At 70.7% G+C, this 23,927-nt stretch carries 17 protein-coding genes; 7 read left to right on the plus strand and 10 right to left on the minus strand.

Annotation, left to right across the window (positions count from 1 at the left end; all coding sequences use genetic code 11):
* Window positions 1-88 precede the first annotated feature (88 nt).
* Complete coding sequence (locus tag ACIO52_RS05215; RefSeq protein ID WP_218719940.1) at window positions 89-541, plus strand: hypothetical protein; 453 nt, start codon at window positions 89-91, stop codon at window positions 539-541.
* Between the two features lie 236 nt (window positions 542-777).
* On the opposite strand, the gene ACIO52_RS05220 is transcribed toward ACIO52_RS05215, so the two are convergent.
* From ACIO52_RS05220 to ACIO52_RS05250, 7 genes are all read right to left on the minus strand, one after another.
* Window positions 778-1,203, minus strand: coding sequence for a PIN domain-containing protein (locus tag ACIO52_RS05220; protein WP_308248575.1), 426 nt, complete (start codon window positions 1,201-1,203; stop codon window positions 778-780).
* Window positions 1,200-1,412 carry a type II toxin-antitoxin system VapB family antitoxin gene (locus ACIO52_RS05225; protein WP_218719942.1) on the minus strand — a complete coding sequence of 71 codons (213 nt, stop codon included), beginning with the start codon at window positions 1,410-1,412 and terminating at the stop codon, window positions 1,200-1,202. Before ACIO52_RS05225 ends, ACIO52_RS05220 begins: the two co-directional genes overlap by 4 nt.
* A gap of 146 nt (window positions 1,413-1,558) precedes the next feature.
* Window positions 1,559-5,308, minus strand: coding sequence for a multifunctional oxoglutarate decarboxylase/oxoglutarate dehydrogenase thiamine pyrophosphate-binding subunit/dihydrolipoyllysine-residue succinyltransferase subunit (locus ACIO52_RS05230; protein WP_218719943.1), 3,750 nt, complete (start codon window positions 5,306-5,308; stop codon window positions 1,559-1,561).
* Between the two features lie 129 nt (window positions 5,309-5,437).
* Window positions 5,438-9,037 carry an ABC transporter ATP-binding protein gene (locus ACIO52_RS05235; RefSeq protein ID WP_402641832.1) on the minus strand — a complete coding sequence of 1,200 codons (3,600 nt, stop codon included), beginning with the start codon at window positions 9,035-9,037 and terminating at the stop codon, window positions 5,438-5,440.
* A gap of 5 nt (window positions 9,038-9,042) precedes the next feature.
* Window positions 9,043-9,825 (minus strand): ABC transporter permease, encoded by a 783-nt coding sequence (locus tag ACIO52_RS05240; protein ID WP_402641835.1) that lies wholly within the window; start codon window positions 9,823-9,825, stop codon window positions 9,043-9,045.
* Complete coding sequence (locus tag ACIO52_RS05245; protein ID WP_402641838.1) at window positions 9,822-10,793, minus strand: ATP-binding cassette domain-containing protein; 972 nt, start codon at window positions 10,791-10,793, stop codon at window positions 9,822-9,824. Before ACIO52_RS05245 ends, ACIO52_RS05240 begins: the two co-directional genes overlap by 4 nt.
* Window positions 10,790-11,509 carry a hypothetical protein gene (locus ACIO52_RS05250; RefSeq protein ID WP_342802000.1) on the minus strand — a complete coding sequence of 240 codons (720 nt, stop codon included), beginning with the start codon at window positions 11,507-11,509 and terminating at the stop codon, window positions 10,790-10,792. Before ACIO52_RS05250 ends, ACIO52_RS05245 begins: the two co-directional genes overlap by 4 nt.
* Before the next feature lie 159 nt (window positions 11,510-11,668).
* Between ACIO52_RS05250 and ACIO52_RS05255 the strand changes: the two genes are divergently transcribed.
* Both ACIO52_RS05255 and ACIO52_RS05260 read left to right on the plus strand, forming a co-directional pair.
* Window positions 11,669-12,463: an enoyl-CoA hydratase/isomerase family protein gene (locus ACIO52_RS05255; protein ID WP_316575925.1), complete on the plus strand. Its 795-nt coding sequence runs from the start codon at window positions 11,669-11,671 to the stop codon at window positions 12,461-12,463.
* 82 nt (window positions 12,464-12,545) lie between these two features.
* Entirely contained in the window at window positions 12,546-13,805 is a 1,260-nt protein-coding gene (locus ACIO52_RS05260) for a class I adenylate-forming enzyme family protein (RefSeq protein WP_402641842.1), read from the plus strand.
* On the opposite strand, the gene ACIO52_RS05265 is transcribed toward ACIO52_RS05260, so the two are convergent.
* Window positions 13,806-14,549 carry a tyrosine-protein phosphatase gene (locus ACIO52_RS05265; RefSeq protein ID WP_218719949.1) on the minus strand — a complete coding sequence of 248 codons (744 nt, stop codon included), beginning with the start codon at window positions 14,547-14,549 and terminating at the stop codon, window positions 13,806-13,808.
* Between the two features lie 399 nt (window positions 14,550-14,948).
* On the opposite strand from ACIO52_RS05265, the gene ACIO52_RS05270 reads away from it, so the two are divergent.
* Together ACIO52_RS05270 and ACIO52_RS05275 are read left to right on the plus strand one after the other, a co-directional pair.
* Window positions 14,949-15,428, plus strand: coding sequence for a TetR family transcriptional regulator (locus tag ACIO52_RS05270; RefSeq protein WP_316575922.1), 480 nt, complete (start codon window positions 14,949-14,951; stop codon window positions 15,426-15,428).
* A 47-nt stretch (window positions 15,429-15,475) separates the two neighbouring features.
* The gene (locus ACIO52_RS05275; RefSeq protein ID WP_316575921.1) at window positions 15,476-16,654 is read left to right on the plus strand and encodes an alanine racemase; all 1,179 of its coding nucleotides are present in this window, start codon (window positions 15,476-15,478) and stop codon (window positions 16,652-16,654) included.
* Here ACIO52_RS05275 and ACIO52_RS05280 read toward each other — a convergent pair.
* Complete coding sequence (locus ACIO52_RS05280; protein ID WP_218719951.1) at window positions 16,639-17,274, minus strand: phosphoribosyltransferase; 636 nt, start codon at window positions 17,272-17,274, stop codon at window positions 16,639-16,641. The genes ACIO52_RS05275 and ACIO52_RS05280 overlap by 16 nt on opposite strands.
* Before the next feature lie 10 nt (window positions 17,275-17,284).
* On the minus strand, window positions 17,285-18,154 hold the full coding sequence (locus tag ACIO52_RS05285; RefSeq protein WP_218719952.1) for a carbon-nitrogen hydrolase family protein: 870 nt from the start codon (window positions 18,152-18,154) through the stop codon (window positions 17,285-17,287).
* Between the two features lie 62 nt (window positions 18,155-18,216).
* Here ACIO52_RS05285 and ACIO52_RS05290 point away from each other — a divergent pair, with 62 nt between their 5' ends.
* Window positions 18,217-20,025: a DEAD/DEAH box helicase gene (locus ACIO52_RS05290; protein WP_218719953.1), complete on the plus strand. Its 1,809-nt coding sequence runs from the start codon at window positions 18,217-18,219 to the stop codon at window positions 20,023-20,025.
* Window positions 20,026-20,169: 144 nt separating this feature from the next.
* Window positions 20,170-23,895, plus strand: a complete 3,726-nt coding sequence (locus tag ACIO52_RS05295; RefSeq protein WP_402641849.1) for an AAA domain-containing protein — start codon at window positions 20,170-20,172, stop codon at window positions 23,893-23,895.
* Window positions 23,896-23,927 lie beyond the last annotated feature (32 nt).

Raw genomic sequence — 23,927 nt, forward strand, 5'->3', positions numbered from 1 at the left:
GGTGGGTAACGAACGACCGGCGTGTCGCGAAGTCCGATGCATGAGTCTGAAAAGCACACAAGGTCAACGAGTTTCGGTTCGGGTCGGGGTGGCCGCCGCAGCGGCCGTTACCGCGCTCGTCGGGTTCAGTGGTCCGGCGGCGGCCGCGCCGTCGGACCAGGTCGTCCAGTTCAACCCGACTCTCGCCAGGATTCCGGGGAACGGCTGCGCGGCCATCATCAACGCCGAGACGGTCCCGCAGCCGCAGGCCGGTCAGCTCGGAGTCCGCGTGAAAATCGTCCAGACCGGACAGAACTGCGAGGTATATCGCGTCTCGGTGCGGTGGAAGAACCTCGACACCGGCGTCGCCAACGCCCAGTCCCACAAGGTCGACAGCAACGGCGTCATCGAACACGCCCCCGACGGCGTGATCACCGGCATGGGGATGGGCCCCGGCGTCGGCCGCGTCGAGGCGACCATCGTGGCGACCACCGACACCTATCCCAATCACCATGATCTGGAACAACTCTCGGGTCAAGCCTGGATCACTCTCAACAGCTAGCCGAAACGCCGACAGGGGCGGATCCGTATGGATCCGCCCCTGTCGGCGTTTTCGACCTGGTGCGCGGACGCGCCAACGGGCTCGGGCGAGCATTGCGGCCATCGGCGGGTCGTGCACCGCTGCGGACGTCACCAGGCCCGACAGCTATAGGCCGATCTCTCTGTCCTACGGAACACGCAGGGGTGCAACAGAATTCATAGACGGGGCACGTGAACGGGCCGCACTTCGGCGTTCCGTCAGGGGATCACGCGCAGGTGGCGGAATTCGGGGATCGCGCGGCTGATGGTGACGAAGTCCGTGTCGTTGTGGACGACGGTCGCGTCGTGGCGCAGCGCGACCGCGGCGATCTGGACGTCGGTGGTTTGGGCGCCGCGGCCCGCCCCGATCTTCCACAAGCCTGTCCTGATCCGTCGCACATTCGCCTCGACGAGGTCGTCGGCGGGCAGAAAGTGGAAGACCGACCCGTAGAGCTCGGTGAGGAAGCCGAGATCGGCTGCGTTGCGGGCGCTGAACCGTGCTTCATCCATGGTCACTGTCGACGAACACAAAGCACCGATGATCGCGAGCTCGTCGATGGTCTGTTCGATGCCGGCCTTCGTTCGGTAGTGCGACATGACCGACTGATCGAGAAGGTATCGCGGGCGAACCGTCGTCGCGCTCACCGGGGCGTGCCAGGCTCGGCGGCCAGCTCGTCGTCGGTCAGGAACGGATTATGGTCCATCCGCTTGAGGCGGGTCAGTGCCTCACGCTGCCGGTAGCCCTGCACGAGTTCGGCCATCGCGAGATTGATGACCGCCTTTTTGGTGGGCAGCCCGGTCAGACGTAAGGCTTCGGCGAGTAGCTCGTCCGGAATCTCCACTGTCGTCGCCATCGTGCCTCCATATTTTGGTTCCCGCATATTCATAATATCAACGATTCGTAATATTCGGGGTTGTGGATCGGTACGGAGACACACAACGGCCGACGCCGGGTGGATCGTGGTGATCCACCCGGCGTCGGCCGTTGTGCGCGAAGAACTTACGCGGTCGGCTCGAAGGCCTCGGCGATGATCTCGGCCTGCTCCACGGCGTGCACCTTCGACGAGCCCGAGGACGGGGCCGACATGGCGCGACGCGAGATGCGGCGCAGTTTGCCCAGGCGGTCCGGGAGGACCTCGGGGAGGTTGAGGCCGAAGAACGGCCACGCGCCCTGGTTGGCCGGCTCCTCCTGGACCCAGACGATGTCGGTCGCGTTGGGGTACTTGGCCAGTGCCTCGTTGAGGCGGTACGTCGGGATCGGGTACAGCTGCTCGATCCGGACGATGGCCACGTCCTCGCGCTTCTGCTTGGCCTTCTCCGCGGCGAGCTCGTAGTAGAGCTTGCCCGAGGTCAGCAGGATGCGCTTGACCTTGGTGGTGTCGCCGATGCCCTGCTCGTAGGTGGGCTCGTCGAACACCGAGCGGAACTTCGACTCGGTGAAGTCCTTGATGTCGGACACCACGGCCTTGTTGCGCAGCATCGACTTCGGGGTGAAGACGATCAGCGGACGGCGGATGCCGTCGAGGGCGTGGCGGCGCAGCAGGTGGAAGTAGTTCGCCGGCGTCGACGGGACCGCGACGGTCATCGAACCCTCGGCGCACAGCTGCAGGAAGCGCTCGATGCGGCCCGAGGTGTGGTCGGGACCCTGGCCCTCGTGGCCGTGCGGCAGCAGCAGCACCACGTCGGAGAGCTGGCCCCACTTGGCCTCACCGGAGGAGATGAACTCGTCGATGATCGACTGCGCGCCGTTGACGAAGTCACCGAACTGGGCTTCCCACAGCACCAGGGCATTCGGGTTGCCCAGCGAGTAGCCGTATTCGAAGCCGACCGCCGCGTACTCGCTCAGCGCCGAGTCGTGCACCGCGAACCAGCCCGGCTTCTCCGAGCCGATGTTGTGCAGCGGGGTGTACTCGTTGGCGTTGAGGCGGTCGATGATGACCGCGTGGCGCTGGGTGAAGGTGCCGCGGCGCGAGTCCTGACCGGTCAGGCGCACGTCGTGGCCCTGGTCGATCAGCGTGCCGAAGGCCAGCAGCTCGGCGAAGGCCCAGTCGACCTTGCCCTCGTAGGCCATCTCGCGGCGCTTCTCCAGCACCGGCTTGACGCGCGGGTGCACGTTGAAGCCGTCCGGCGGGGTGTTGAAGGCGTCGCCGATGCGCTGCAGGACCGACTTGTCGACCGCGGTCTGCACGGTGGCAGGCACTTTCTGGTCGTCCTCGACGGACTCCGACGGCTCCGGAACGTACTTCTCCAGCTCGCGGACCTCGTTGAACACGCGCTCCAGCTGACCCTGGTAGTCGCGCAGCGCGTCCTCGGCCTCCTTCATGGAGATGTCGCCACGACCGATCAGCGATTCGGTGTAGGCCTTGCGGACCGAACGCTTGGTGTCGATGACGTCGTACATCTCCGGCTGGGTCATCGAGGGGTCGTCGCCCTCGTTGTGCCCGCGGCGGCGGTAGCAGACGAGGTCGATGACGACGTCCTTGCGGAACTTCTGCCGGAAATCGACCGCCAGGCGCGCGACCCAGTCGCAGGCCTCCGGGTCGTCACCGTTGACGTGGAAGATCGGCGCGCCGATGAACTTCGCGATGTCGGTGGAGTATTCGGTGGAGCGGCTGTTCTCCGGCGCGGTGGTGAAGCCGATCTGGTTGTTCACCACGATGTGGATGGTGCCGCCGACCCGGTAGCCGCGCAGGCCACCCAGGTTCAGCGTCTCCGCGACCACGCCCTGACCGGCGAACGCGGCGTCACCGTGCAGCATCAGCGGCATGACCGAGAAGCCCTCGGGACCATCGCCCTTGTCCAGCAGGTCCTGCTTGGCGCGCACGAGGCCCTCGAGGACGGGGTCGACCGCCTCCAGGTGCGACGGGTTCGCGGTGAGCGAGACCTCGATCTCGTTGTCGCCGAACATCTGCAGGTACTGGCCCTGCGCGCCGAGGTGGTACTTCACGTCGCCGGAGCCGTGGGTGGCCGCCGGGTTCATGTTGCCCTCGAACTCGGTGAAGATCTTCGAATACGGCTTGCCGACGATGTTGGCCAGCACGTTGAGGCGACCGCGGTGCGGCATGCCGATGACGACCTCGTCGAGCCCGTGCTCGGCGCACTGGTCGATGGTGGCGTCCATCATCGGGATGACGGCCTCGGCGCCCTCGAGCGAGAAGCGCTTCTGACCGACGTACTTGGTCTGCAGGAACGTCTCGAACGCCTCGGCGGCGTTGAGCCGGTTCAGGATGTACTTCTGCTGGGCGACCGTCGGCTTGACGTGCTTCTGCTCGACCCGGTCCTGGATCCACTTGAGCTGCTCGACGTCGAGGATGTGGGTGTACTCCACCCCGACGTGGCGGCAGTAGGCGTCGCGCAGGATCGACAGCACGTCGCGCAGCTTCATCCGCTCCTGGCCGTGGAAGCCGGCGACGTTGAAGGTGCGGTCGAGGTCCCACAGGGTCAGCCCGTGCTCGGTGACATCGAGGTCGGGGTGGCTGCGGAACTTGTCCTTGACCAGGCGCAGCGGGTCGGTGTCGGCCATCAGGTGACCGCGGTTGCGGTAGGCCGCGATCATCTCGAGCACGCGGGCGCTCTTGTCGACGCCGCGCTCGCTGATGTCCTTGCGCCAGCGGACCGGCTCGTACGGCACGCCGAGGCCGTGGAAGATCTCGTCGTAGAACTCGTCGGAGATCAGCAGGTTGTGGATGGTGCGCAGGAAGTCGCCCGACTCGGCGCCCTGGATGATGCGGTGGTCGTAGGTCGAGGTCAGCGTCATCAGCTTGCCGACGCCGATATCGGCGATCCGCTCGTCGCTCATGCCCTGGAACTCGGCCGGGTATTCCATCGCGCCCGCACCGATGATCGCGCCCTGGCCCGGCATCAGCCGCGGCACCGAGTGCACGGTGCCGATGGTGCCCGGGTTGGTCAGCGAGATGGTGACGCCGGAGAAGTCGTCGGCGCCGAGCTTGCCCTCGCGGGCGCGGCGGACGATGTCCTCGTAGGCGGTGTGGAACTGCCCGAAGCTCATGTCTTCGGTTTCCTTGATCGCGGCGACGACCAGCGAGCGGCTGCCGTCCTTACCTGCGAGGTCGATCGCCAGGCCCAGGTTGGTGTGCGCCGGGGTGACCGAGTTCGGCTTGCCGTCGATCTCGGCGAAGTGCCGGTTCAGGTTCGGGAACGCCTTGACCGCCTGCACGATCGCGTAGCCGAGCAGGTGGGTGAAGGAGATCTTGCCGCCGCGGGTGCGGGCCAGGTGGTTGTTGATCACCAGGCGGTTGTCGATCATCAGCTTCGCCGGGATCGCGCGCACCGAGGTCGCGGTGGGGATCGTCAGCGAGGCCGACATGTTCTTCGCGATGGCCGCGGCCGGGCCGCGCAGCACCTTGGTCTCGTCGGCGGTGGCGACAGCCTTGGGCGCGGCGGTGGCCGGTGCGTTGGACACCGGCGCGGGGGTGGTCTGCGGTGCGCGCACGGTCGCGGGAGCGGGCTTGGGGGCGGGCGCCGGAGCCGGAGCCGGCGGGGCCGTCGCCACGGCGGGCTTCGCGGCAGGCGCGGGAGCGGCGGCCGGCGCGGGTGCCGCGGCGGGAGCCGGAGTCTGGCTGTTACCGGATTCGGCGCCGACCTCCGGGGTGTAATCCGCGAGGAACTCGTGCCAACTGGCGTCGACCGAGGATGGGTCCTGTTTGAACTTCTGATACATCTCGTCGACTAGCCACTGGTTCTGTCCGAACTGGGAAGTTGAGCTGCTCACAGCTGGTGTTCGCCTCATTTCGTTCTTCGCGCTGCGACGTTTGTGACGTGCCCGGCAGGGGTATCAGCGGATGGCTGCCGATGCGCCCTCACCGAGCATATGCCCAGCGGCATACCCGTGTTGCGACTGACCCGATCTCCCCGGCTGCTACCGGTCACGCGCCGACAGTATTCCCTCGGCTTCGCCGCCCGCCGCCCAGAGTCGCGCGTAACGTCCGCCCTGGGCCAGCAGTTCCTGCGGCGTGCCGAATTCCACCACGCGGCCCTGTTCGACCACGCCGACGAGGTCGGCCCGCGCTGCGGTGGCGAGCCGGTGCGCGACCACGACGGTGGTCCGGCCGCGTGCCAGCGATCGACTCGCTACCAGCACCGATGCCTCGGTCTGCGGATCCAGTGTCGAGGTGGCCTCGTCGAGCAGGAGCAGATCGGGATCGACCAGTTCGGCCCGGGCGAGCGCGATCAGCTGACGCTGTCCGGCGGATAATCCGCGCCCTCTTTCACCGACCGGTTGGTTCATTTTTTGCGGTAATCCGTCGATCATCTCCGCCGCGCCGACGGTGGCGGCCGCGGTGCCGATGTCCACTGCCGTGGCGAAAGGTTGCCCGAACGCAATGTTGCTCGCGACGTCACCGGTGAACAGGTGAGCTTCCTGAGGCACAATTCCCAGCCGGCCGCGATAGTCGGTGAGCACAAATTTACGTGAATCGACGCCGTCGACGCGGATCGAGCCCGCCGCCGGGTCGTCCGGGAGGTCGTAGAGACGAGCCAGCAGCTTCACGATCGTCGATTTGCCCGCGCCGGTCGCGCCGACGAGCGCGAGCGTCGAGCCCGCGGGGACGGTGAAGGAGACCCCGTCCAGGGCGGGGGCGTTGGCGCCGGGGTAGCGGAAGCGCACGTCGTCGAAGACGATCTCGCCGTCGAGCCGGTCGATCGTCACCGCGTCCGGTGGATCGGCCGCGATGGCGGACTCGGTGCGCAGCAGGTCACCGATCCGGCGCAGGCCGACCCTGGCCTGCTGATAGCCGTCGAAGACCTGCGAGAGCTCCTGGATCGGGCCGAACAGCAGGCCCAGATACAGCACGAAGGCGACCAGCGTGCCGGTCGTGGTCCGGCCGTCGGCGACCGCGTTCGCGCCGAGGTACACCACCACCGCCAGGGCGAGGTCGGCCCAGGCCAGCCCGAAGGAGAAATAGGCGGCGATGGCGCGCTGGGCACGGACGCGGGCGTCACGGTAGCGGTGCGAGTACTCGGCGAAGCGGCGCGCGGCGCTCGGCTCGTTGCGCGCGGCCTGCACAGCGCGCAAACCCGCGATGTTCTCCTGGAAGTCGGCGTTGACCACCGACACCCGCTCGCGGGAGACGGTGTAGGCCGAGGAGGACACCCGGCGGAACGCCAGCGTCGCCAGCAGCATCGGCGGCACGGTGGCCAGCACGATCAGCGCCAGGCCCGCGTCGATGAAGACCAGGCCGATGGCCACGCCGACCAGGGTGATCAGCCCGACCAGACCGGTGGCGACGCCGGTCTGCAGGAACGTCGAGAGCGCGTCGACGTCGGTGGTCATCCTGGTCATGATCCGGCCGGACAGTTCGCGCTCGTAGAAATCCAGGCCGAGCCGCTGCAAGTGCGCGTAACTGCGCACCCGCAGCCCGAACAGCACGCGTTCGCCGGTGCGCGCGGTGAGCACGGTGACGGCCGCGCCGACGACCAGCCCGGCCAGCACCAGCCCGATCCCGACGATGCCGGCGAGCGCGAGCGCGGTGCCGTCGCCCGCGGTGACGCCGGTGTCGATGGCGTAGCGGACCAGCGGCGGGAAGGCGACGCCGATCAACGCGTCGACGGTCAGCAGCAGCATCACCGCGCAGACCAGGCCGCGTACCGGGCGCAGCAGCGCGCGCAGGCCGAACTCGGGCTGCGGGGCCCGCAGGTCGCCGGGCAGGCCGGGAGATTCGGTGGCCGGGGGCAGCGCGTCGACGGCGGCGCGCAGTTCGGGTGTCTCGCTGAGGTCGGTCGCCGCCGCGGCCATCGAGCGGGGGCGACCACCGTCGGGGTGTTTCGTGGTGAGCGTGGGCGCGGTGGGCACCGTGGAGCCGGCGGGCGCGGGCAGCCGGATGATCCGGTCGGCCTGGGCCAGTGTGGACTCGCGGTGGGCCAGGATCAGTGTCGTCCGGCCGCCGGGGTCGGGCAGCCTGCGGAAGATCTCCGCCTCGGTGACGGCGTCGACCGCGGAGGTGGCGTCGTCGAGGACGAGCACGCGCGGGCGGGTGAGCAGGGCCCTGGCCAGGGCGATGCGCTGGCGCTGCCCGCCGGACAGCGTCAGGCCGCGCTCACCGATGACGGTGTCGTAGCCGTCGGGGAGTTCGGCGATGAACTCGTCGGCGACGGCGGCGGTCGCGGCGGCCCTGATCTCGGCATCGGTGGCCCCGGGACGGCCGAGGGCGATATTGGCGGCGATGGTGTCGGAGAACAGGAAGGGATCGTCGAAGACCACCCCGAGCGCGCCGCGCAGTTCGTCGGCGCGCAACTCGGCCAGGTCGACCCGGGTGCCGTCGGTGCCGACCAGGCTGATCCGGCCCGCGTCGGGCGCGTAGAAGCGGGGTAGCAGCAGCGACAGCGTCGACTTGCCCGACCCGGCCGGACCGATGACGGCGACCGTCTCGCCCGGCCGCACGGTGAGATCGAGGTCGCGCAGCACCGGCTGACCGGCCTCGAATCCGAAACTCACCGCGTCGAATTCGATGCCGAGCGGGCCCGTGGGCAGGGCGACCGGCTTGTCCGGATCGACCAGCACCGGCGCCGCGTCGACGACCTGGAATACCCGGTCGACGGCGGCCTTGGTGAGCTGACCCATGATCACCACCGAGGTGATCGTGCGGGCCGAGGACGTCATGGTGGCCAGGTAGGCGGTGAACGCGAGGAAGGTGCCGACGCCGATCGCGCCCTGCCGGGCCAGCACGCCGCCGACGATGATCACCGCGACCAGCCCGGCCTGCGGCAGCGCCGCGACCACGGGGGCGAACCCGGCGTTGATCCTGGCGGCGCGCAGCCGCTCGGCGAACAGGCGGCGGCTGTGGTCCTCGAGCACGTCGACCATCCGGGCCTCCTGCCCGAACCCCTTCACCACGCGCACCCCGGTGACGGTCTGCTCGACGTGTTCGGCCAGGTCGGCGGCGCGCTGCTGCGCCGACCAGGTCGCCGCGTACAGCCGTGGCCGCAGCCGCAGCACGATCACCGCCATCGCGGGCGCGACCAGCAGCGCGGCCAGGGCCAGCGGTGGGCTCAGCCACACCATCACCACCGCCGAGAGCACGAACTGCAGGACCGCCAACCCCGACCACGGGACCATCGCCAGCAATCCCTGCACCAGCTGCAGATCGGTGATCGAGCGCGACACCACCTGGCCGGTGCGGATCGCGTCCTGCCCCGCGCCGTCGAGGCGTTGCAGCGCGGCCAGCAGCGATACCCGCAGACTGTGCTGTACCTCCAGCGACAGCTTGCCCGCCCAGAGCCTGCGCGCGAAGGTGACGACGAACCGGCCGACCGCCAGCAGGGCGAGCAGCGCCGCGGCACCGCCGATGACCGTCGTGTCGCCCGCGACCGCCGCGTCGACGGCGCGTTTGGTGGCCAGCGGCGCCGCGATCGAGACGACCGCGCCGGCCAGCACAGAGGCGGTGATGCCCGCGATCAGCCGGGGATGGCCCAGGCTCAGGCGCCAGAGTCTGCGGATCCAGCCCGGTTCGGTGGCTGCCACCGGGCCTACAGGTCGCGGGTGCGCAGGTCCCACCAGCCCGCGGCGCCGATTCCGGCGGTCCACAACAGCAGGATCACCAGGGCGGCCGGGGTCGGCGCGAAGACCTCGGCCTCCGCGAACGAACCCGCGCTGACTCCGGCCACCGTGGCCGAGACCGGCAGCAGGGTGGCGAAGCCACCGGCGCCGAAGCCCTTGACCACGACCCAGATCAGCGGCTCCAGGATGAAGGCCCAGCCCAGCAGCAGCCAGACCGTGCCGCTGACCGTGCGCAGCAGCAGGCCGAGGCCCGCGCCGATCACCGCCCAGCACAGGGCGACCAGCAGACCGGCGCCGAGCACCTCGAACAGCTGCCAGCCGAAGTCGAACTTGCCGCGCCCCGCCACCAGCAGCGCCAGCAGACTCGCCACTTCGGCGGCCAGCGCCACCGCGAAGGCGAACGCGGCGGTGGTGACGAATTTCGCGGTCGCCAGCTGGTCGCGATCGGGGGCGAACAGGGCGGTCAGCGCCATGGTCTTGCGCCGGTACTCGCCACCGGTGGCGGCGATGCCGAGCAGGGCGGCCACCACGAACACCGCGGCCAGCCCGAGATAGAGCCCGATGGTCGCGGCGCCGGTGGCGGGTTGCCCCTTCGGGTCGGCGGGACCCGACAGCAGCGCGGTGATCAGCGTGCCGATCAGCGCCAGGGCCACGGGCGCGCCGAGCAGCAGGCGGGTCGGGCGCACGGCGACGACCTTGCGCGCCTCGGACTCGAGGCCGGGCAGGAGATCGGCGGGCAGCACTGAGGTCATCGTGGCATCCCATACGAGGTCGGCGCCGGGGCGAAACCGGCGGGATTCGCCTGCGGCGCGGGCACGGTGTGCCGGTGCCCGCGGGGTTTGGTGAGCGAGGCGAGGACCCGGTCGGGATGGATCGGATCGGCGACGATACTGCCGATGCGCACCTGCGCGGCCTCGGCGACGGCGCGGATGGTGGCCTCGCTCGCCTCGGCGACGGCCAGCCTGCCGTCGGGCCGCATCACCGCGTCGGTGTAGCCCCGCGCGGCCAGCGCGGTGGCCAGCGCGATCGAGGGCGAGGCGGCCACGACCAGCCGGTCGGGATGGCCGCGGCGCAGCTTGGCCGGCGTGCCCTGCCAGACGACCGCGCCCTCGCTCAACACGACGAGATGATCGGCGGTGGCCACCACATCGGCCAGCTTGTCGGCGCTGATCAGCGCGGTGCCGCCGCGAGCGGTGTGCCCGCGCAGCAGCTCGTGCAGCCAGCCACGCTCCACGCCGTCGGCACCGGTGAACGGGTCGTCCAGGACCAGCAGCGGGGGATCGGCCAGCAGCGCGGTGCCCAGCGCCAACCGGGTCTGCTGGCCCGGCTGCAGCTGAGCGATCACCGTCTCGGCGACCGTGGCGAGCCCGGTCTCGGCCAGCACCGCGTCCACGCGCCGTCGGGACGCCCCCGCGACCGGCGCGTAACAGCGCAGATGATCGCGGACCGTGCGCGCCGGATGCAGTCCGCGCGGAGTCAGTACCGCGCCCACCGCGCCAGGTCCGGTGCCGGGCACGTCGATCTCGACGGTGCCCGTGGTCGGTTTCTGTAGGCCGAGCACCATCCGCAGCACCGTCGACTTGCCCGCGCCGGTGGGGCCGACGAGCGCGGTGACCGCACCGGCGGGCACCGCGAAGCCGACCTCGTGCACGGCGTGGACCAGCTCGAACTGCTTGCCGACGCCGCGCAGTCGCACAGCGTCGCCGCGGCGCCCGGTCACCGCTTCTTCGCGGTCGCGGCGTCGATGGCCGGCAGCGGATCGGCGTCGATGACCGGGTGCAGCGGCGAGGGCCAGAACGCGGGCGCGGGCCCGAAAGCCTTGCGCGCGTTGTCGATCGTCACCTTGCCCAGCGCCCGGTTGCCCGCGCCACCGATGGCGGCGCCGATGCCGGCGGGCAGGATCTTGCCCGCCATCAGCGCGGCGCGCTTGGTGATGAAGCGCTTGATGAACTGCTGCACCAGCTTGTTGTTGATCGCGGAGATCCCGGGCACCTTGTTGGCCAGCGCGCCCGCCCAGTTCTTGGACGAGGTGCCGAGTCCCTTCTGCACGATCGCCATGCCCGCGTCGCCCAGGACGACGGCGAGCACCATCGCGCGCCGGGCTTCCTTGTCCTCGGGCTCGATGCCGTGCACATAGGCCTCGGCGAGAGTGAACAGGGCCGAGGCCTCCATGAAGAACGCGGTCTCCGCGCTGATCGCGCCGAGCGCGGCCAGCGTGCCGATGCCGGGCACGGCCGCGGTCGCGCCGACCGCGGCACCACTGCCGGTGACGGCGAGCAGGTACTGCTTCTCCAGCCGCTCCACGATCTGGGCGGGGCTCTCGGCGGGATGGCGTTCACGTAGGAATTCGACGTAGCGACGCACGGCGGGCGCCTGCAGCTTGGAACCGGTGTCGAGCACATCGACCACGGCCTTCTCGATCGCTTTGTTGAACACGGCGTCGTCCTCCTCTTCCGCCCCGACGAAACGAACTGTAGGGCACCGCGGTCCCCGACAGCTCATCATGCCAACGAGCGCCGACACCCCGCTGGTTCCACGATGTGGGCGCGATCTCCACCCTGGTCCTCGCGCCGGAGCTGGTTCTAGTCTGACCGGATGAGCGCAACGCAGCCGACCCGTTTGATCCGCGACTTCACCGAAGCCGGTGCCGAGATCGCGACGATCACCATCGCCCACCCGCCGTTGAACCTGTTCGACCGCCGCCTCATCGACTCGCTGATCGCCGATATCGCCGCGGTGGGCAAGCAGCCGCCGCGCGCGGTGCTGATCCGGGCCGAGGGCAAGGTCGTCTCGGGTGGCGTGGACGTCAACATCTTCGACGGGCTCACCGTCGAGGAGGGTGCCCGGCTGTGGAACGACCTGTTCGCCCAGATCATCCACCCGATCGAGGCGCTGCCGTGCCCGGTGGTCTTCGCCGCGCACGGTCTCACCCTCACCGCGGCCTTCGAGATCGCGCTGGCCTGCGACTTCATCCTGGCCGCGCCGAAGGCCAAGTTCGGGTTGGTCGAGACGGTCGTCGGGCTGACGCCGTCGATGGGCGGCCCGCAGCGGCTGGCCGAACGGGCCGGCTCGGGTCGCGCCCGCGAGTTCGTGATGACCGGTGACCTCTACGACGCCGCCACGATGGCCGACTGGGGCGTGGTCAACGGGGTGCACGACGACGTCGAGGCCGCCGCGCTGCAACTGGTCGCCCGGCTCGCCGCCGGCCCCACCCGCGCGCACGCGGCGACCAAGCAGATCATCGAGGCGTGGCGGTCCGGCGGTGTGGCACACGCGGATTCGGTGACGCCGGACATCTCGGGCGAGCTGTTCGCGACCGCCGACCTGCGCGGCGCGGTGCGCAGTTTCCTCGAGATCGGCCCGGGGAAGGCGACCTATCGCGGCGAATGAGCGCGCCGAGTGCCTGACAGCTGTGTGATCCACGTCATATAGTCACAGGTGCGGTGCCGCATCGACGTACGTGGAGGTCCTGATGGGTCAGAGCGAGCACGAACCGGGCGCGACCATCATCGAGTTCCCCGCCCACGCTGCGGCCGGGCGGCTGACCAGGGGATCGGACGGCATCCTGCGCTACGGCGACCTCAGCCCGGCCCTCACCGAACTGCTCGACCTGCGGGTACACGCGTTCACCGGCCGGGAGGCGGTCGTCGAGGTGGGTGGGCCGCGCCTGACCTACCGCGAGCTGTGGCACAGTGCCTCCCGGATCGCCGGTGGGCTGCAGGACCGCGGCATCGGCTACGGCGACCGCGTCGCGGTACACATGCCGACGAGCGCCCGCTGGGTGCAGGCGTTCCTCGGCGCGCTGCTCTCCGGCGCGGTCCCGGTGCTCGTCCCCGATACACTGCCCGCCGCGGTGGCCGACCGGGTGATCGCCGACAGCAGCGCCGATTTCGTGCTCGGCCCCGACGGCCCGCTGCCCGACAGCGCCGCCTACATCGATGACGGTGCGGCACTGGATGATCCGGCGCTGCTCTGTTACACCGGCACCGCCGCCCGGCGGCCGGTGCCGACCGGCGTCGAGCTGACCAACGAGAACCTGCTCTCCGCGGTGTCGTCGGTGATCGGCGCGCTCGATCTGCCCGCCGAGGGCCTGCGCAACCTGGTGCTGCTGCCGTTGGCCCACGCCAGCGGCTGCGTCGACCAGTTGCTGCCGACCTTCGCCGTCGGCGGCACCGTGGTGCTCGCGCCGGGGGCGCGCGATCTGGCCGATGTACTCGACACCGAGCGGATCGACACCGTCTCGGGCACCCCGCGCATCTTCGCCGGCCTGCTCCCCGAACTCGCCGCCCGCCGGGCGGGCGCGGGCGTGCGGCGGATCAGCAAGGCCTGTCACCGCTCCGAACGCGCCGCCGCGGCCGCTCCGGCCACGCTGACGGCGGCCTTGCACGACCTTTTCCCGGCGGCCAGGCAGTGGTCGGTCTGGGGCGCGACGGAGACCAGCGGCATCGGCCTGATGGTCGACGACACCGATCTCACCACCTCCGAATCCGCCCTCGGATTCGCTTTCGGCGGTACGGAATTGGCACTGTGCGGACCGCAGGCGAGTGCGGGCCGCGGCGAATTGCTGTGCCGCGGCCCGAATGTCAGCAGGCGCTATTGGAACGACCCCGACGCCTCGGTCGCCCGGTTCAGCGGAAGCTGGTTCCACACCGGCAATCTGGTGAGCATCGAGGACAACGGGCTGGTCCGCGCGGTGCTGCCGGTGCGGCAGCGCCGGGTCAGCGGGCTGTAGTCAGCGCAGCCGGGCGCGCAGCGCCGCGCGCAGCGTGCCGGTCAGCCCGATGGCGGCCAGGTAGCCCTCGGTGTCGCCGTAGGTCTCGCGCACGGTGCGGTCGGCGGTGCGCAGGTATTCCTCGTGCACGCCGAGCAGGTCGACCGACAGAGCCGCGCCGTCGCCGATCTTCGGCTCGAGCAGCCGGCGCAGCGGTTCGACGGCGGCGTTGCTGGCCAGGTAGTCGGTGTAGACCTCGTCCTCGGTGACCTCCACCGCGCGCAGCAGCGTGGCGACCGCCCAGCCGGTGCGGTCCTTGCCCGCCGCGCAGTGCACCAGCGCGGCGCCGTCGCCCCCGGCGAGCGAGGTGGCCAGGCGGGTGATCGCGGCGTGCGCCTCCGGCATCACCGGAAACTGCCGGTAGACCTCGATCATGTGCGTGCGCGCCGAGACGGTCGTGGCCTCGTGCGGCGGCGCCTCGCCCATCCGCGAGTCGAACGGGGTGACGTGCAGCCGCACGCCCGCGGGCAGGGTGTCGTGGCCGATGTGGTCGATCTCGGCCAGGCCGCGCAGATCGTGCACGTCGGTGACCCGCAGGCCGCGCAGGGTGTCGTGCCCTTTCTCGTCGAGGCCGCTCAGCTGGGCCGAGCGCAGCAGCACGCCGGGCCGGATCGTCGAACCGTCAGCGGTGCGCAGCCCGCCCACATCGCGGAAATTGAAGGTGCCACTGAGGGCGAACTGATCGGCGGGAGGCGAGAGAGTCACTCGTCCAGGTTATCGGCGGTTCCGCCGCGCCCGCGACGGAGTTCGCGGATCCGACACGCACTGTGTGGTGTCCGTTTCGCTGGGTGCCACTGTGCCGTCGCCCACAGGCGCCGGGCCCTCACCTGCGAAGACTTGTACACTCGACCAGTGCGCAGATGATGGCGTAGGGGCGCCGTCTGTGGTGAATGTGAACTATTCAAGCCGTATGGTCGGTTTTACAAAAGGTCGCATTCGGATAACAAAACAATCTTTCAGTCTGAAAAGGACGGCTGAACCAGTTCGTGAATCCAGAAAACCTTCTAAGATCGAGCTCGCTGGATAGGTTGATCCGTACGGGTCCATCCTCTCCACTAGCTCGCATCGCCGCGGGCAGCGAAATTTGTTGCCGAGGAGTTGTCGTTGAGCGCCAGTCGTGAACTAACCGAGACATCGCTCCGGCCCGCCGTATGTCAGGCCGTGGAGCAAGCCGCCGCGAATTGCGACGCCACCGGCGTGCGGGGGCTGCGCGTGCTGTTGCACGCGGGCATGAGCGCCTACTGGCCGCTGGTGAAGGCCGAGCCGGACCGCCAGATCGCCGCGTACGACGCCGCGCTGCAAACGCTGCGGCAACGGTGGTCGGCCTCCGGCGAGTCGGTCGGCGATCCCACCGCGACCGCGCTGTTCCGGCAGATGGACGAAGAGGCCATCTCCTTCCTCGGTCTGTGCGCCCGGCTGTCGGGGACGCAGTGGCTCGAGCCGCTCGACTCGATCGCCACCTACATCGTCTCGGTGCTCTACGGCGCGGTGCTGCGCTGGCTTGCTGACGGCAACGACGAGACCACCCTGGTGGTCATCGACGACCTGGTCGGCTGCCTGACGCTCAAGGCCGTCGAAGTCTGACCCACCGGATACTGGACGACTGACCAAATAGGTGGTTCAGTAGTCGAGTGACCCAGACGACATCGCTGCACCATCTGCACGCGGCGACCGCCGAGCTCGATCCGCCGCTGGCCGCGGTCGACCTCGCCGCGCTCGACGCCAACGCCGCCGACCTGGTCCGCCGCGCGAACGGCGTCGCGGTCCGGGTCGCCAGCAAATCGGTGCGCTGCCGTGCCGTGCTGGAACGCGTGCTCGGCGACGGACTCACCGCCCGGGGCGGCTTCGCCGGCATCATGGCCTATTCGCTGCGCGAGGCCATCTGGCTGGTCCGCCTCGGCGCCCGCGACGTGCTGCTCGGCTACCCGGTCACCGACCGGGCCGCGCTGGCCGACCTCGCCGCGTCGCCCGACCTGCTGGCCGCGATCACCCTGATGATCGACGACGTCGCCCAGCTCGAACTCACCCGCGCCGCGCTCGGCACCGACCTGGTCCATCCCCGGGTCTGCCTCGACGTCGACGCCGCGCTGCGCATCGGTCCGCTGCACCTGGGCACCCGGCGCTCGCCGGTGCGCAGCCCCGATCAGGCCGCCGAGCTGGCCGCCGAGGCCCGCAGGCGCGGGTTCGACGTGGTCGGCGTGATGACCTACGAGGCCCAGATCGCCGGCCTGCCCGACACCAACCCCGCCGTGCGGGTGGTCAAGCGGCTCTCGGCCGCCGAGATCGGCCGCAGGCGGTCCCGGGTGCTCGACGCGGTGCGCATGGTCACCGGTCCGCTGGAGATCGTGAACAGCGGGGGCACCGGTTCGATCGAGGTCTCGATCACCGACCCGGAGGTCACCGAGGTGACCGCGGGTTCCGGACTGTACGTGCCGACCCTGTTCGACCACTACCGCTCGTTCACCCCGCGCCCCGCGCTGTTCTTCGCGACCCCGGTGCTGCGCAAGCCCACCCCGAGCATCGCCACCGTCTTCGCGGGCGGCTACATCGCCTCCGGCCCGGCGGGCCCGAGCCGGGTGCCGCTGCCGGTGTGGCCCGCGGGCCTGAAGCTGCTCGGCGCCGAAGGCGCGGGGGAGGTGCAGACCCCGCTGGCCGGTGGCGCCGAGCTCGAGATCGGCGATCGGGTGTGGTTCCGGCACGCGAAGGCCGGCGAACTGTGCGAGCGTTTCGACCGCATCCACCTCGTCGACGACGCCGGAACGCGCACCACGGTGCCGACCTATCGCGGCGAAGGTCAGTGCTTCGGCTGATCGCCCAGGAGCTCGCGGACCTCGTCGTCGGTGAGCTGGTGGAAGTCGCGGTAGGCCATGCCGACGCCGCCGAGATCGGCCGGCGTCCACAGACAGACCAGTTCGTCGCACTCGCGGCGCACCCGCCGCGCGGCCTCGGGCGAGGACACCGGCATCGCGACCACGATCCGGTCCGGATGCCGGGCCCTGGCCACCCGGCACGCGGCCACCACGGTCGCGCCGGTCGCCATGCCGTCGTCGACGATCAGCACCACCCGTCCGGCGAGCGGCACGGGGTCGCCGGTGCGCAGCGCGCGCTGCCTGCGCGCCAGTTCGGCCCGCTCGGCCCGCTCGACCTCGTCGAACGCCTCCTGCGTCACCCCGCTGCGCTCCACGACATCGCGGTTGACCACCAGCACGCCGCCCTCGCCGAGCGCGCCCATCGCCAATTCCGGCTGCCAGGGCAGGCCCAGCTTGCGGACCAGCAGGATGTCGAGGTCACCGCCGACGACCGCGCAGACTCCGGCCGCCACCGGAACACCACCGCGCGGCAGCCCGAGCACCAGTGGGCGCGGGACCCGCAGGTGTTCCAGGGCCTTGCCGAGGACGCGGCCCGCCGCTGCCCGATCCGGGTAGACCACGTCTCGAACGCTACTCCGTGGCGAGCTCCGGCGATACGCGCTCGGTGATCGCGAACCGGCGCAGCGACAGGCTCGGATTGGCGGTGCGGACCCGGGCCAGATGCGCCGGATCGATCGAGGCGGTGAGCACGCCGGGTTCGTCACCCAGCTCGGCCAGGACAACGCCCGCCGGGTCGACGATCATCGACGCGCCCGCCCCGCGCGGCAGGCACTGATCGGCGGCGGCCACGTAGATGGTGTTCTCGATCGCGCGGGCGCGCAGCAGCGTGGTCCACTGGTCGACTTTCGCCGGGCCGGGAATCCACTGCGCGGGCAGCAGCAGCACCTGCGCGCCCGCCGCCGCGACACGCCGACAACCCTCCGGGAAACGCAGATCGAAACAGGTCTGCATGCCGAATATCACACCGTCGACGGTGAAGGTGGCGGGCGCGACGAGCGGACCGGCCTCGACGACGTCGGATTCCAGATGTCCGAACGCGTCGTAGAGATGCACTTTCCGGTACACCGCGACGCGCGCGCCGTCGGGTCCGTGGGCGACGAGCGTATTGCTGATCCTGGTCGCGTCCGGCGCCGTCCGCTCGACGACTCCGGCGATCAGATGCACCCCGAATTCGGCTGCGAGCGCGCTGAGTCCGGTGGTGAACGGGCCGTCGAGCGGCTCGGCGGCCGCCACCACCCGCTCGTCGAGCCGGGTCACCGCAAACATCGAGTACTCGGGGGCGAGGACCACCTTGGCGCCTGCTTCGGCGGCCGTGCGCAGGTGTTCGCGCAGGGCCGCGAGATTGGCGGTGGGGTCGGTCTGGGGAGCGAATTGGACGACCGCGATCGGCACCGCGTCCGGTGCCGGTTCCTGATGCGCTGACCCGTTCTGCAGTTGCATAGGTCTCACCGTATTCACCCGGTGGCCGGGACAGCTACCGTCAGGCAGTAAACTGCTGGTCAATGAGTACCAATGAGGTCGACAGCGTTCCTGCCGACGACGACAGGCACGAAGAAGGCCCGACATTCGCCGATCTCGGGATCGATGACCGCGTCCTCGCGGCCATCGCCGATGTGGGCTACGAGTCGCCGTCCCCGATCCAGGCGGCGACCATTCCTCCGCTGCTGCAGGGCGCGGACGTCGTCGGCCTCGCCCAGACCGGCACCGGCAAGACCGCTGCCTTCGCGATCCCGATCCTGATGGGTCTGGACACCGCCCAGAAGAAGCCCAGCGCGCTGGTGCTGGCGCCGACCCGTGAGCTGGCCATTCAGGTCGCCGAGGCGTTCGGCAAGTACTCCGCGCACATCCCCGGCCTGCACGTGCTGCCCATCTACGGCGGGCAGAGCTACGGCGTGCAGCTGTCGGGTCTGCGGCGCGGCGCGCACGTCGTCGTCGGTACGCCCGGCCGCGTGATCGATCACCTGGAGAAGGGCACGCTCGACCTGTCGCAGCTGCGCTACCTGGTGCTCGACGAGGCCGACGAGATGCTCAAGATGGGCTTCCAGGAAGACGTGGAGCGCATCCTGCGCGATACGCCCAACGACAAGCAGGTCGCGCTGTTCTCGGCGACCATGCCGGGCGCGATCCGCAAGATCTCCAAGCAGTACCTGAACGAGCCGGTCGAGATCACGGTCAAGTCCAAGACCCAGACCAACACCAACATCACCCAGCGCTACGTGCAGGTGTCGCACCAGCGCAAGCTCGACGCCCTCACCCGCGTCCTCGAGGTCGAGGACTTCGAGGCGATGATCATCTTCGTCCGCACCAAGCAGGCCACCGAGGAGCTGGCCGAGAAGCTGCGCTCGCGTGGTTTCTCCGCCGCGGCGATCAACGGTGACATCGCGCAGAACCAGCGTGAGCGCACCATCGGCCAGCTGAAGTCGGGCGCGCTCGACATCCTGGTCGCCACCGACGTGGCCGCCCGTGGTCTCGACGTGGACCGCATCTCGCATGTCGTGAACTACGACATCCCGCACGACACCGAGTCCTACGTGCACCGCATCGGCCGCACCGGTCGCGCGGGCCGTTCGGGGCAGGCGCTGCTGTTCGTCGCCCCGCGCGAGCGGCATCTGCTCAAGTCGATCGAGCGCGCCACCCGGCATCCGCTGATCGAGATGCAGCTGCCCAGCGTCGACGACGTCAACGCGACCCGCGTCTCCAAGTTCGGCGACATGATCACCGAGAACCTGGCCTCGGACAATGTGGCGCTGTTCCGCAAGCTGATCGAGGACTACGAGGCCGAGCACAACACGCCGCTGGTCGATATCGCGGCGGCGCTGGCCGTCGGCGGCTTCGACGGCGACAACTTCTTCATGGAGGCCGAGCCGGAGCCCGCGCCGCGTCGTGAGCGCGATCGCGACCGGGATCGGGATCGGGAGCGCGCCCCGCGTCGCTTCGACGACGAGGACCGGGCCCCCCGTGGCCCGTCGTTCTCCCGCGAGAGCGGCCAGGAGCTGGCGACCTACCGGATCAGCGTCGGCAAGCGCCACCGCGTGGTGCCGGGCGCGATCGTCGGCGCCATCGCCAACGAGGGTGGGCTGCGCCGCAGCGACTTCGGGCACATCAGCATCCGGCCCGATTACAGCCTCGTCGAGCTGCCTGCCAACCTGCCGCACGAGACGCTGGAAGCCTTGCGCCGCACCAGGATCAGCGGCGTGCTGATCCAGTTGCAGCCCGATCAGGGTCCGCCCGCGCAGCGGCTGGCCTCGCGGGGCCCGCGCCGCGATCGCGACGCGCGTCCCCGGACCGAACGGCGCAAGCCGCGGTTCTGACGCCGGGGCCGCTCGCCGGACTCGGCGAGGTCACACCCGTCGCAACTGTTCGACATCTCCGCGGGTAGCGCCCTGGTCGCCCGCGGCGCTGGTTAAGGTGTTTGCCGTCGGGTGTGCGTGAACACAGGAGGGCCGCGTTTGTTCGTGTCCGGTGATCGGGTGATCGGTGCCGTCGGCGATCTCGTGCGCGCGGCGGGCTGTGAGTTCGCGCTGCTTCGCGCCCTCGACGCGGCCATCGGCAACCTCCCCGGCGTGCCGGACGCCGCCGTCCCTGTCGTGCGCGCCGCCGAGGTGGCGCCGGAGTTGCTGCGGCACTTCGGCGACGGCCTGATCCGCGTTCCGTCGCCCGAGGTTCCCGGCGCGAGCCCGGCCGCCCGGATCGCCGCCCTCACCGCGGCCGCCGACCTCACCGCGGCCGCCCTGCGCGACGGCGCGCCCGCCATTCTCGGCGCGGTCTTCTTCGACGGCCGATTCGCCTGCGGCGTCGACCTGTTGATCCGCGACCCCGACACCGGGCGCTACACGCCACACATCGCCGTCGGGTCCGCGTCGGTCGGGCTGCCCGCCACGCTGCGCTTCCGCCCCGCGTCGGATTACGCCGTGTCCGGGTCGGACGGCGTCGGTCCCGGGTCGGACCACGTCGGTCCCGGGTCGGACCACGTCGGACCCGCGTCGGATTACGTCGGACCCGCGTCGGATTACGTCGTGCCCGCATCGGACAACGTCGGGCCCGATCGGCCGGACGCCGATGCGGAGTGGGCGGCGTCAACGACCGACCTCGACGCGACGGAGCCCGCGCCCGTGGTCGTCGGTACGGCGCCGGTTACCCCGGCGTCGGCGGACTTCCGGGCGTTGCGGCGCGAATTGGTCGCGGGCCGTACGCCCTTCGAACGGGCCACCGCCTCGGCGACGGTGGCCGAGGTCGACGAGGCGTGGGAGGCGTTGCGGGCGCGGCTCGCGTTCGCGGCCTGCGCCGCCGTGCTCGCCGAGGCGGGGATCGGGGTCGACCCGTCGGCGTATCTGTGGGCCGCGGCCGGTGCGCAGCGCACCCGTACCGACGAGCTCGCGCGCGTGTATCCCGCCCGCCGGGCGCGGGTGGAGCGCATCGTCGAGGAGAAGCTGACCGAACTGCTACCGGTCCAGTGGGGCGATCCCCGCTATCTCGCGTGCGGACGCTGCGCGACCTGCCGGGTCGCCGCGTCCACCGCCCGGGACCTGTTGCTGGTGGCGGGAATCCGCCCGACCCAGCGCGCCCGGCTCCGCGAGGCGGGCGTCCTCACGATCGACCGCCTCGCCACCACGACCACCCCGATCGCCGGCCTCGCCCCACGCACCGTGACCGCCCTGCGCCGCCAGGCCGAGATCCAGCTCGAGCGCGAGCGCACCGGCGAACCCACCTTCGCCCTGCGCGACGCCGCCGCCCTGGGCGCCCTGCCCGCCCCCGGCCACGGCGATCTCGCGCTGATCGTCGACGTGGACCAGCACGGCGCCGTCACCGCCGTCGAACTGTCCGACGCGATGTCGGTCGTCTACCGCAGCGCGGTGCCCGCCGCCGACCTGTCCGCAGCCGTGGGCGGCCGGAGTGCGGCCGAGACACCATTTTTCGCGTACGGCGCCTCCGCACGCCGCGACGTGGCGGCAGATGATCGCGCGTCGGCCGCCGCCGTGCTCGACGAACTGCTCGACATCATCGGCGAGCACCGGGCGATCGACCCGGAGGTGCGGGTGTACCACTACGGTTCGGCCGTCCGGACCGCGCTGCTGGACTGGGCGGGCCGCGTCGGGACCGGGGCCGACCTGCTCGACGAGTTGCTGGCCGACGGCGCGCTGTTCGATCTCGCGCCCATCGTGCGCACCGCGCTGCTGATCGGCGAGCGGTCCTACGACATCGCGGGGCTGGCCGGGCTGTTCCCGGCCGTGGAGAGCCGGGCGACAACGGTTCTCGCGCTGCGGGACTGGCTGCTGGCCCGGGCCGCCGAGGCCGGGGTGACGGTGCCGGGTACCCGGTTCGCGGTCGCCGAGGCCGACGTACCGCCGTCGCTACGGCCGGGGTCGCTCGAGGCCGCACTCACCGAGTTCGCCGCGGCCGCCGACGGCGACGCCGCCCGCGCGGCGGCGCTGACCGCCGCGATCCTCGGCTACCACCGTCGCGAACGGCAGCCGCGCTGGTGGGCCCACATCGACCGGCTCGGCCACCCCGTCGGCGAATGGGCCGACGCGCCGGGCGTGCTCGTCGCGGAGTGGGGCACCGTCGACACCAAATGGCATCGCACACCGCAACTTCCGACGATGCGCCGCTACCTGACGCTCACCGGCAGACTCGGCACCGGCGCGACGCTCACGCCCGGCACCCAGATGGTCACCATCTACGACGGCGCCGCCGCGGCCGGGATGACCCAGACCCTCGGCCGCCGCGCCACCGCCACGGCGACCGTGCTCGGCTGCGCCGTAGACCCCAACTTCGACGACACCGTCCGCCTCGAGGAATTGCTGCCCGCGGGCTGCCCGCCCTACGACGACCTGCCCGCCGCCATCGCCCCCGGCCCGCCCGACGGCGAAGCCGAAATCGAAGCGGCACTGGAGTTCATCGCGCAGGACCTGCTGGTGACCCTGCCCGAGGTGCCCGAGAACGCCGTCTACGACCTGCTGCTGCGCCGCGCGCCCCGCCTGCGCGACGGGCTGGACCTGCCCCAGGTCCACGGCGACATCGCCGCGGCCCTGGCGAACGCGGTCGGCGCGCTGGACGCCTCCTACCTGGCCGTGCACGGCCCGCCCGGCACCGGCAAGACCGGCACCACGGGCCGCGCGATCGAACGGCTCGTCACCCGGCACAAGTGGCGGATCGGCGTCGTCGCGCAGTCGCACGCGGTGATCGAGCGGATCTTCGACGCCGTCGTGGAGGCCGGGTTGCTGCCCGAGCTGGTGGCCAAGAAGGACGTCGCCTCGGTCGGTCCGGAATGGTCGGCGATCGACGCCGAGCGGTATCCGCGCTTCCTCGACAACGCCGTCAACGGCTGCGTGATCGGGGGCACCACCGCCGATTTCGTCGACGAGACGCTGATCGCGCCCGGCGCGCTGGACCTGCTGGTGATCGCCGACGCGGGCGCCAGCTCGCTGGCCGACACCGTCGCCGTCGCGGTGAGCGCGCGCAATCTGCTGTTGATCGGTGACCCGGTGCCCGCGCGGGCCCAGGCCGCCCATCCCGAACCGGTGCAGGTCTCGGCGCTGGATTGGCTGTGCGAGGGCGCGGCCACCCTGCCCGCCGAGCGCGGCTACTTCCTCGACCGCACCTGGCGGATGCACCCCGCGGTCTGTGAGCCGGTGTCGGCGAGCTGCTACGACGGCAGGCTCCGGGCCAGTGAGACCATCACCCTGGCCCGCGATCTGGCCGGGATCGCGCCGGGCGTGAGCACCGTGCTCGTCGAACATCGCGGCAGTGCCACCGAATCCGACGCCGAGGCCCGCGAGGTGGTGCGCCGTGTGCGCGCCCTGCTCGGCGAGACCTGGACCTCGGGTGGGCGGGCCCGCAAGCTGCACCCGCACGACGTGTTCGTCGTCGCGCCCTACGCCGCGCAGGTGGCCCGCATCCGAACCCTGTTGGCGCGCGCCAAGATCGAGGACGTGCTGGTCGGCACACCGGACCGGTTCCGTGGCCGGGAAGCCGCCGTCGTCGTGCTCTCGATGACCACCTCGACACCCGCCGACGCCCCGTTCGGCATGCGGGCGCTGCTGTCGCGCACCGTGATCCACGCGACGCTGTGCCGCGCCATGTGGAAGGCGATCGTCATCCGCTCGCCACTGCTCACCGAGTACCTCCCGGACACCCCGGAGGAGCTGACGGCCCTCGCCGAATTCCTCCGGCTGGACTGATCTGCCGCGCGGCGGTGGCGGATCGGCCGGAC

Origin of the sequence: Nocardia sp. NPDC087230 (genome assembly GCF_044744725.1) — a bacterium.
Lineage (GTDB): Bacteria > Actinomycetota > Actinomycetes > Mycobacteriales > Mycobacteriaceae > Nocardia > Nocardia canadensis.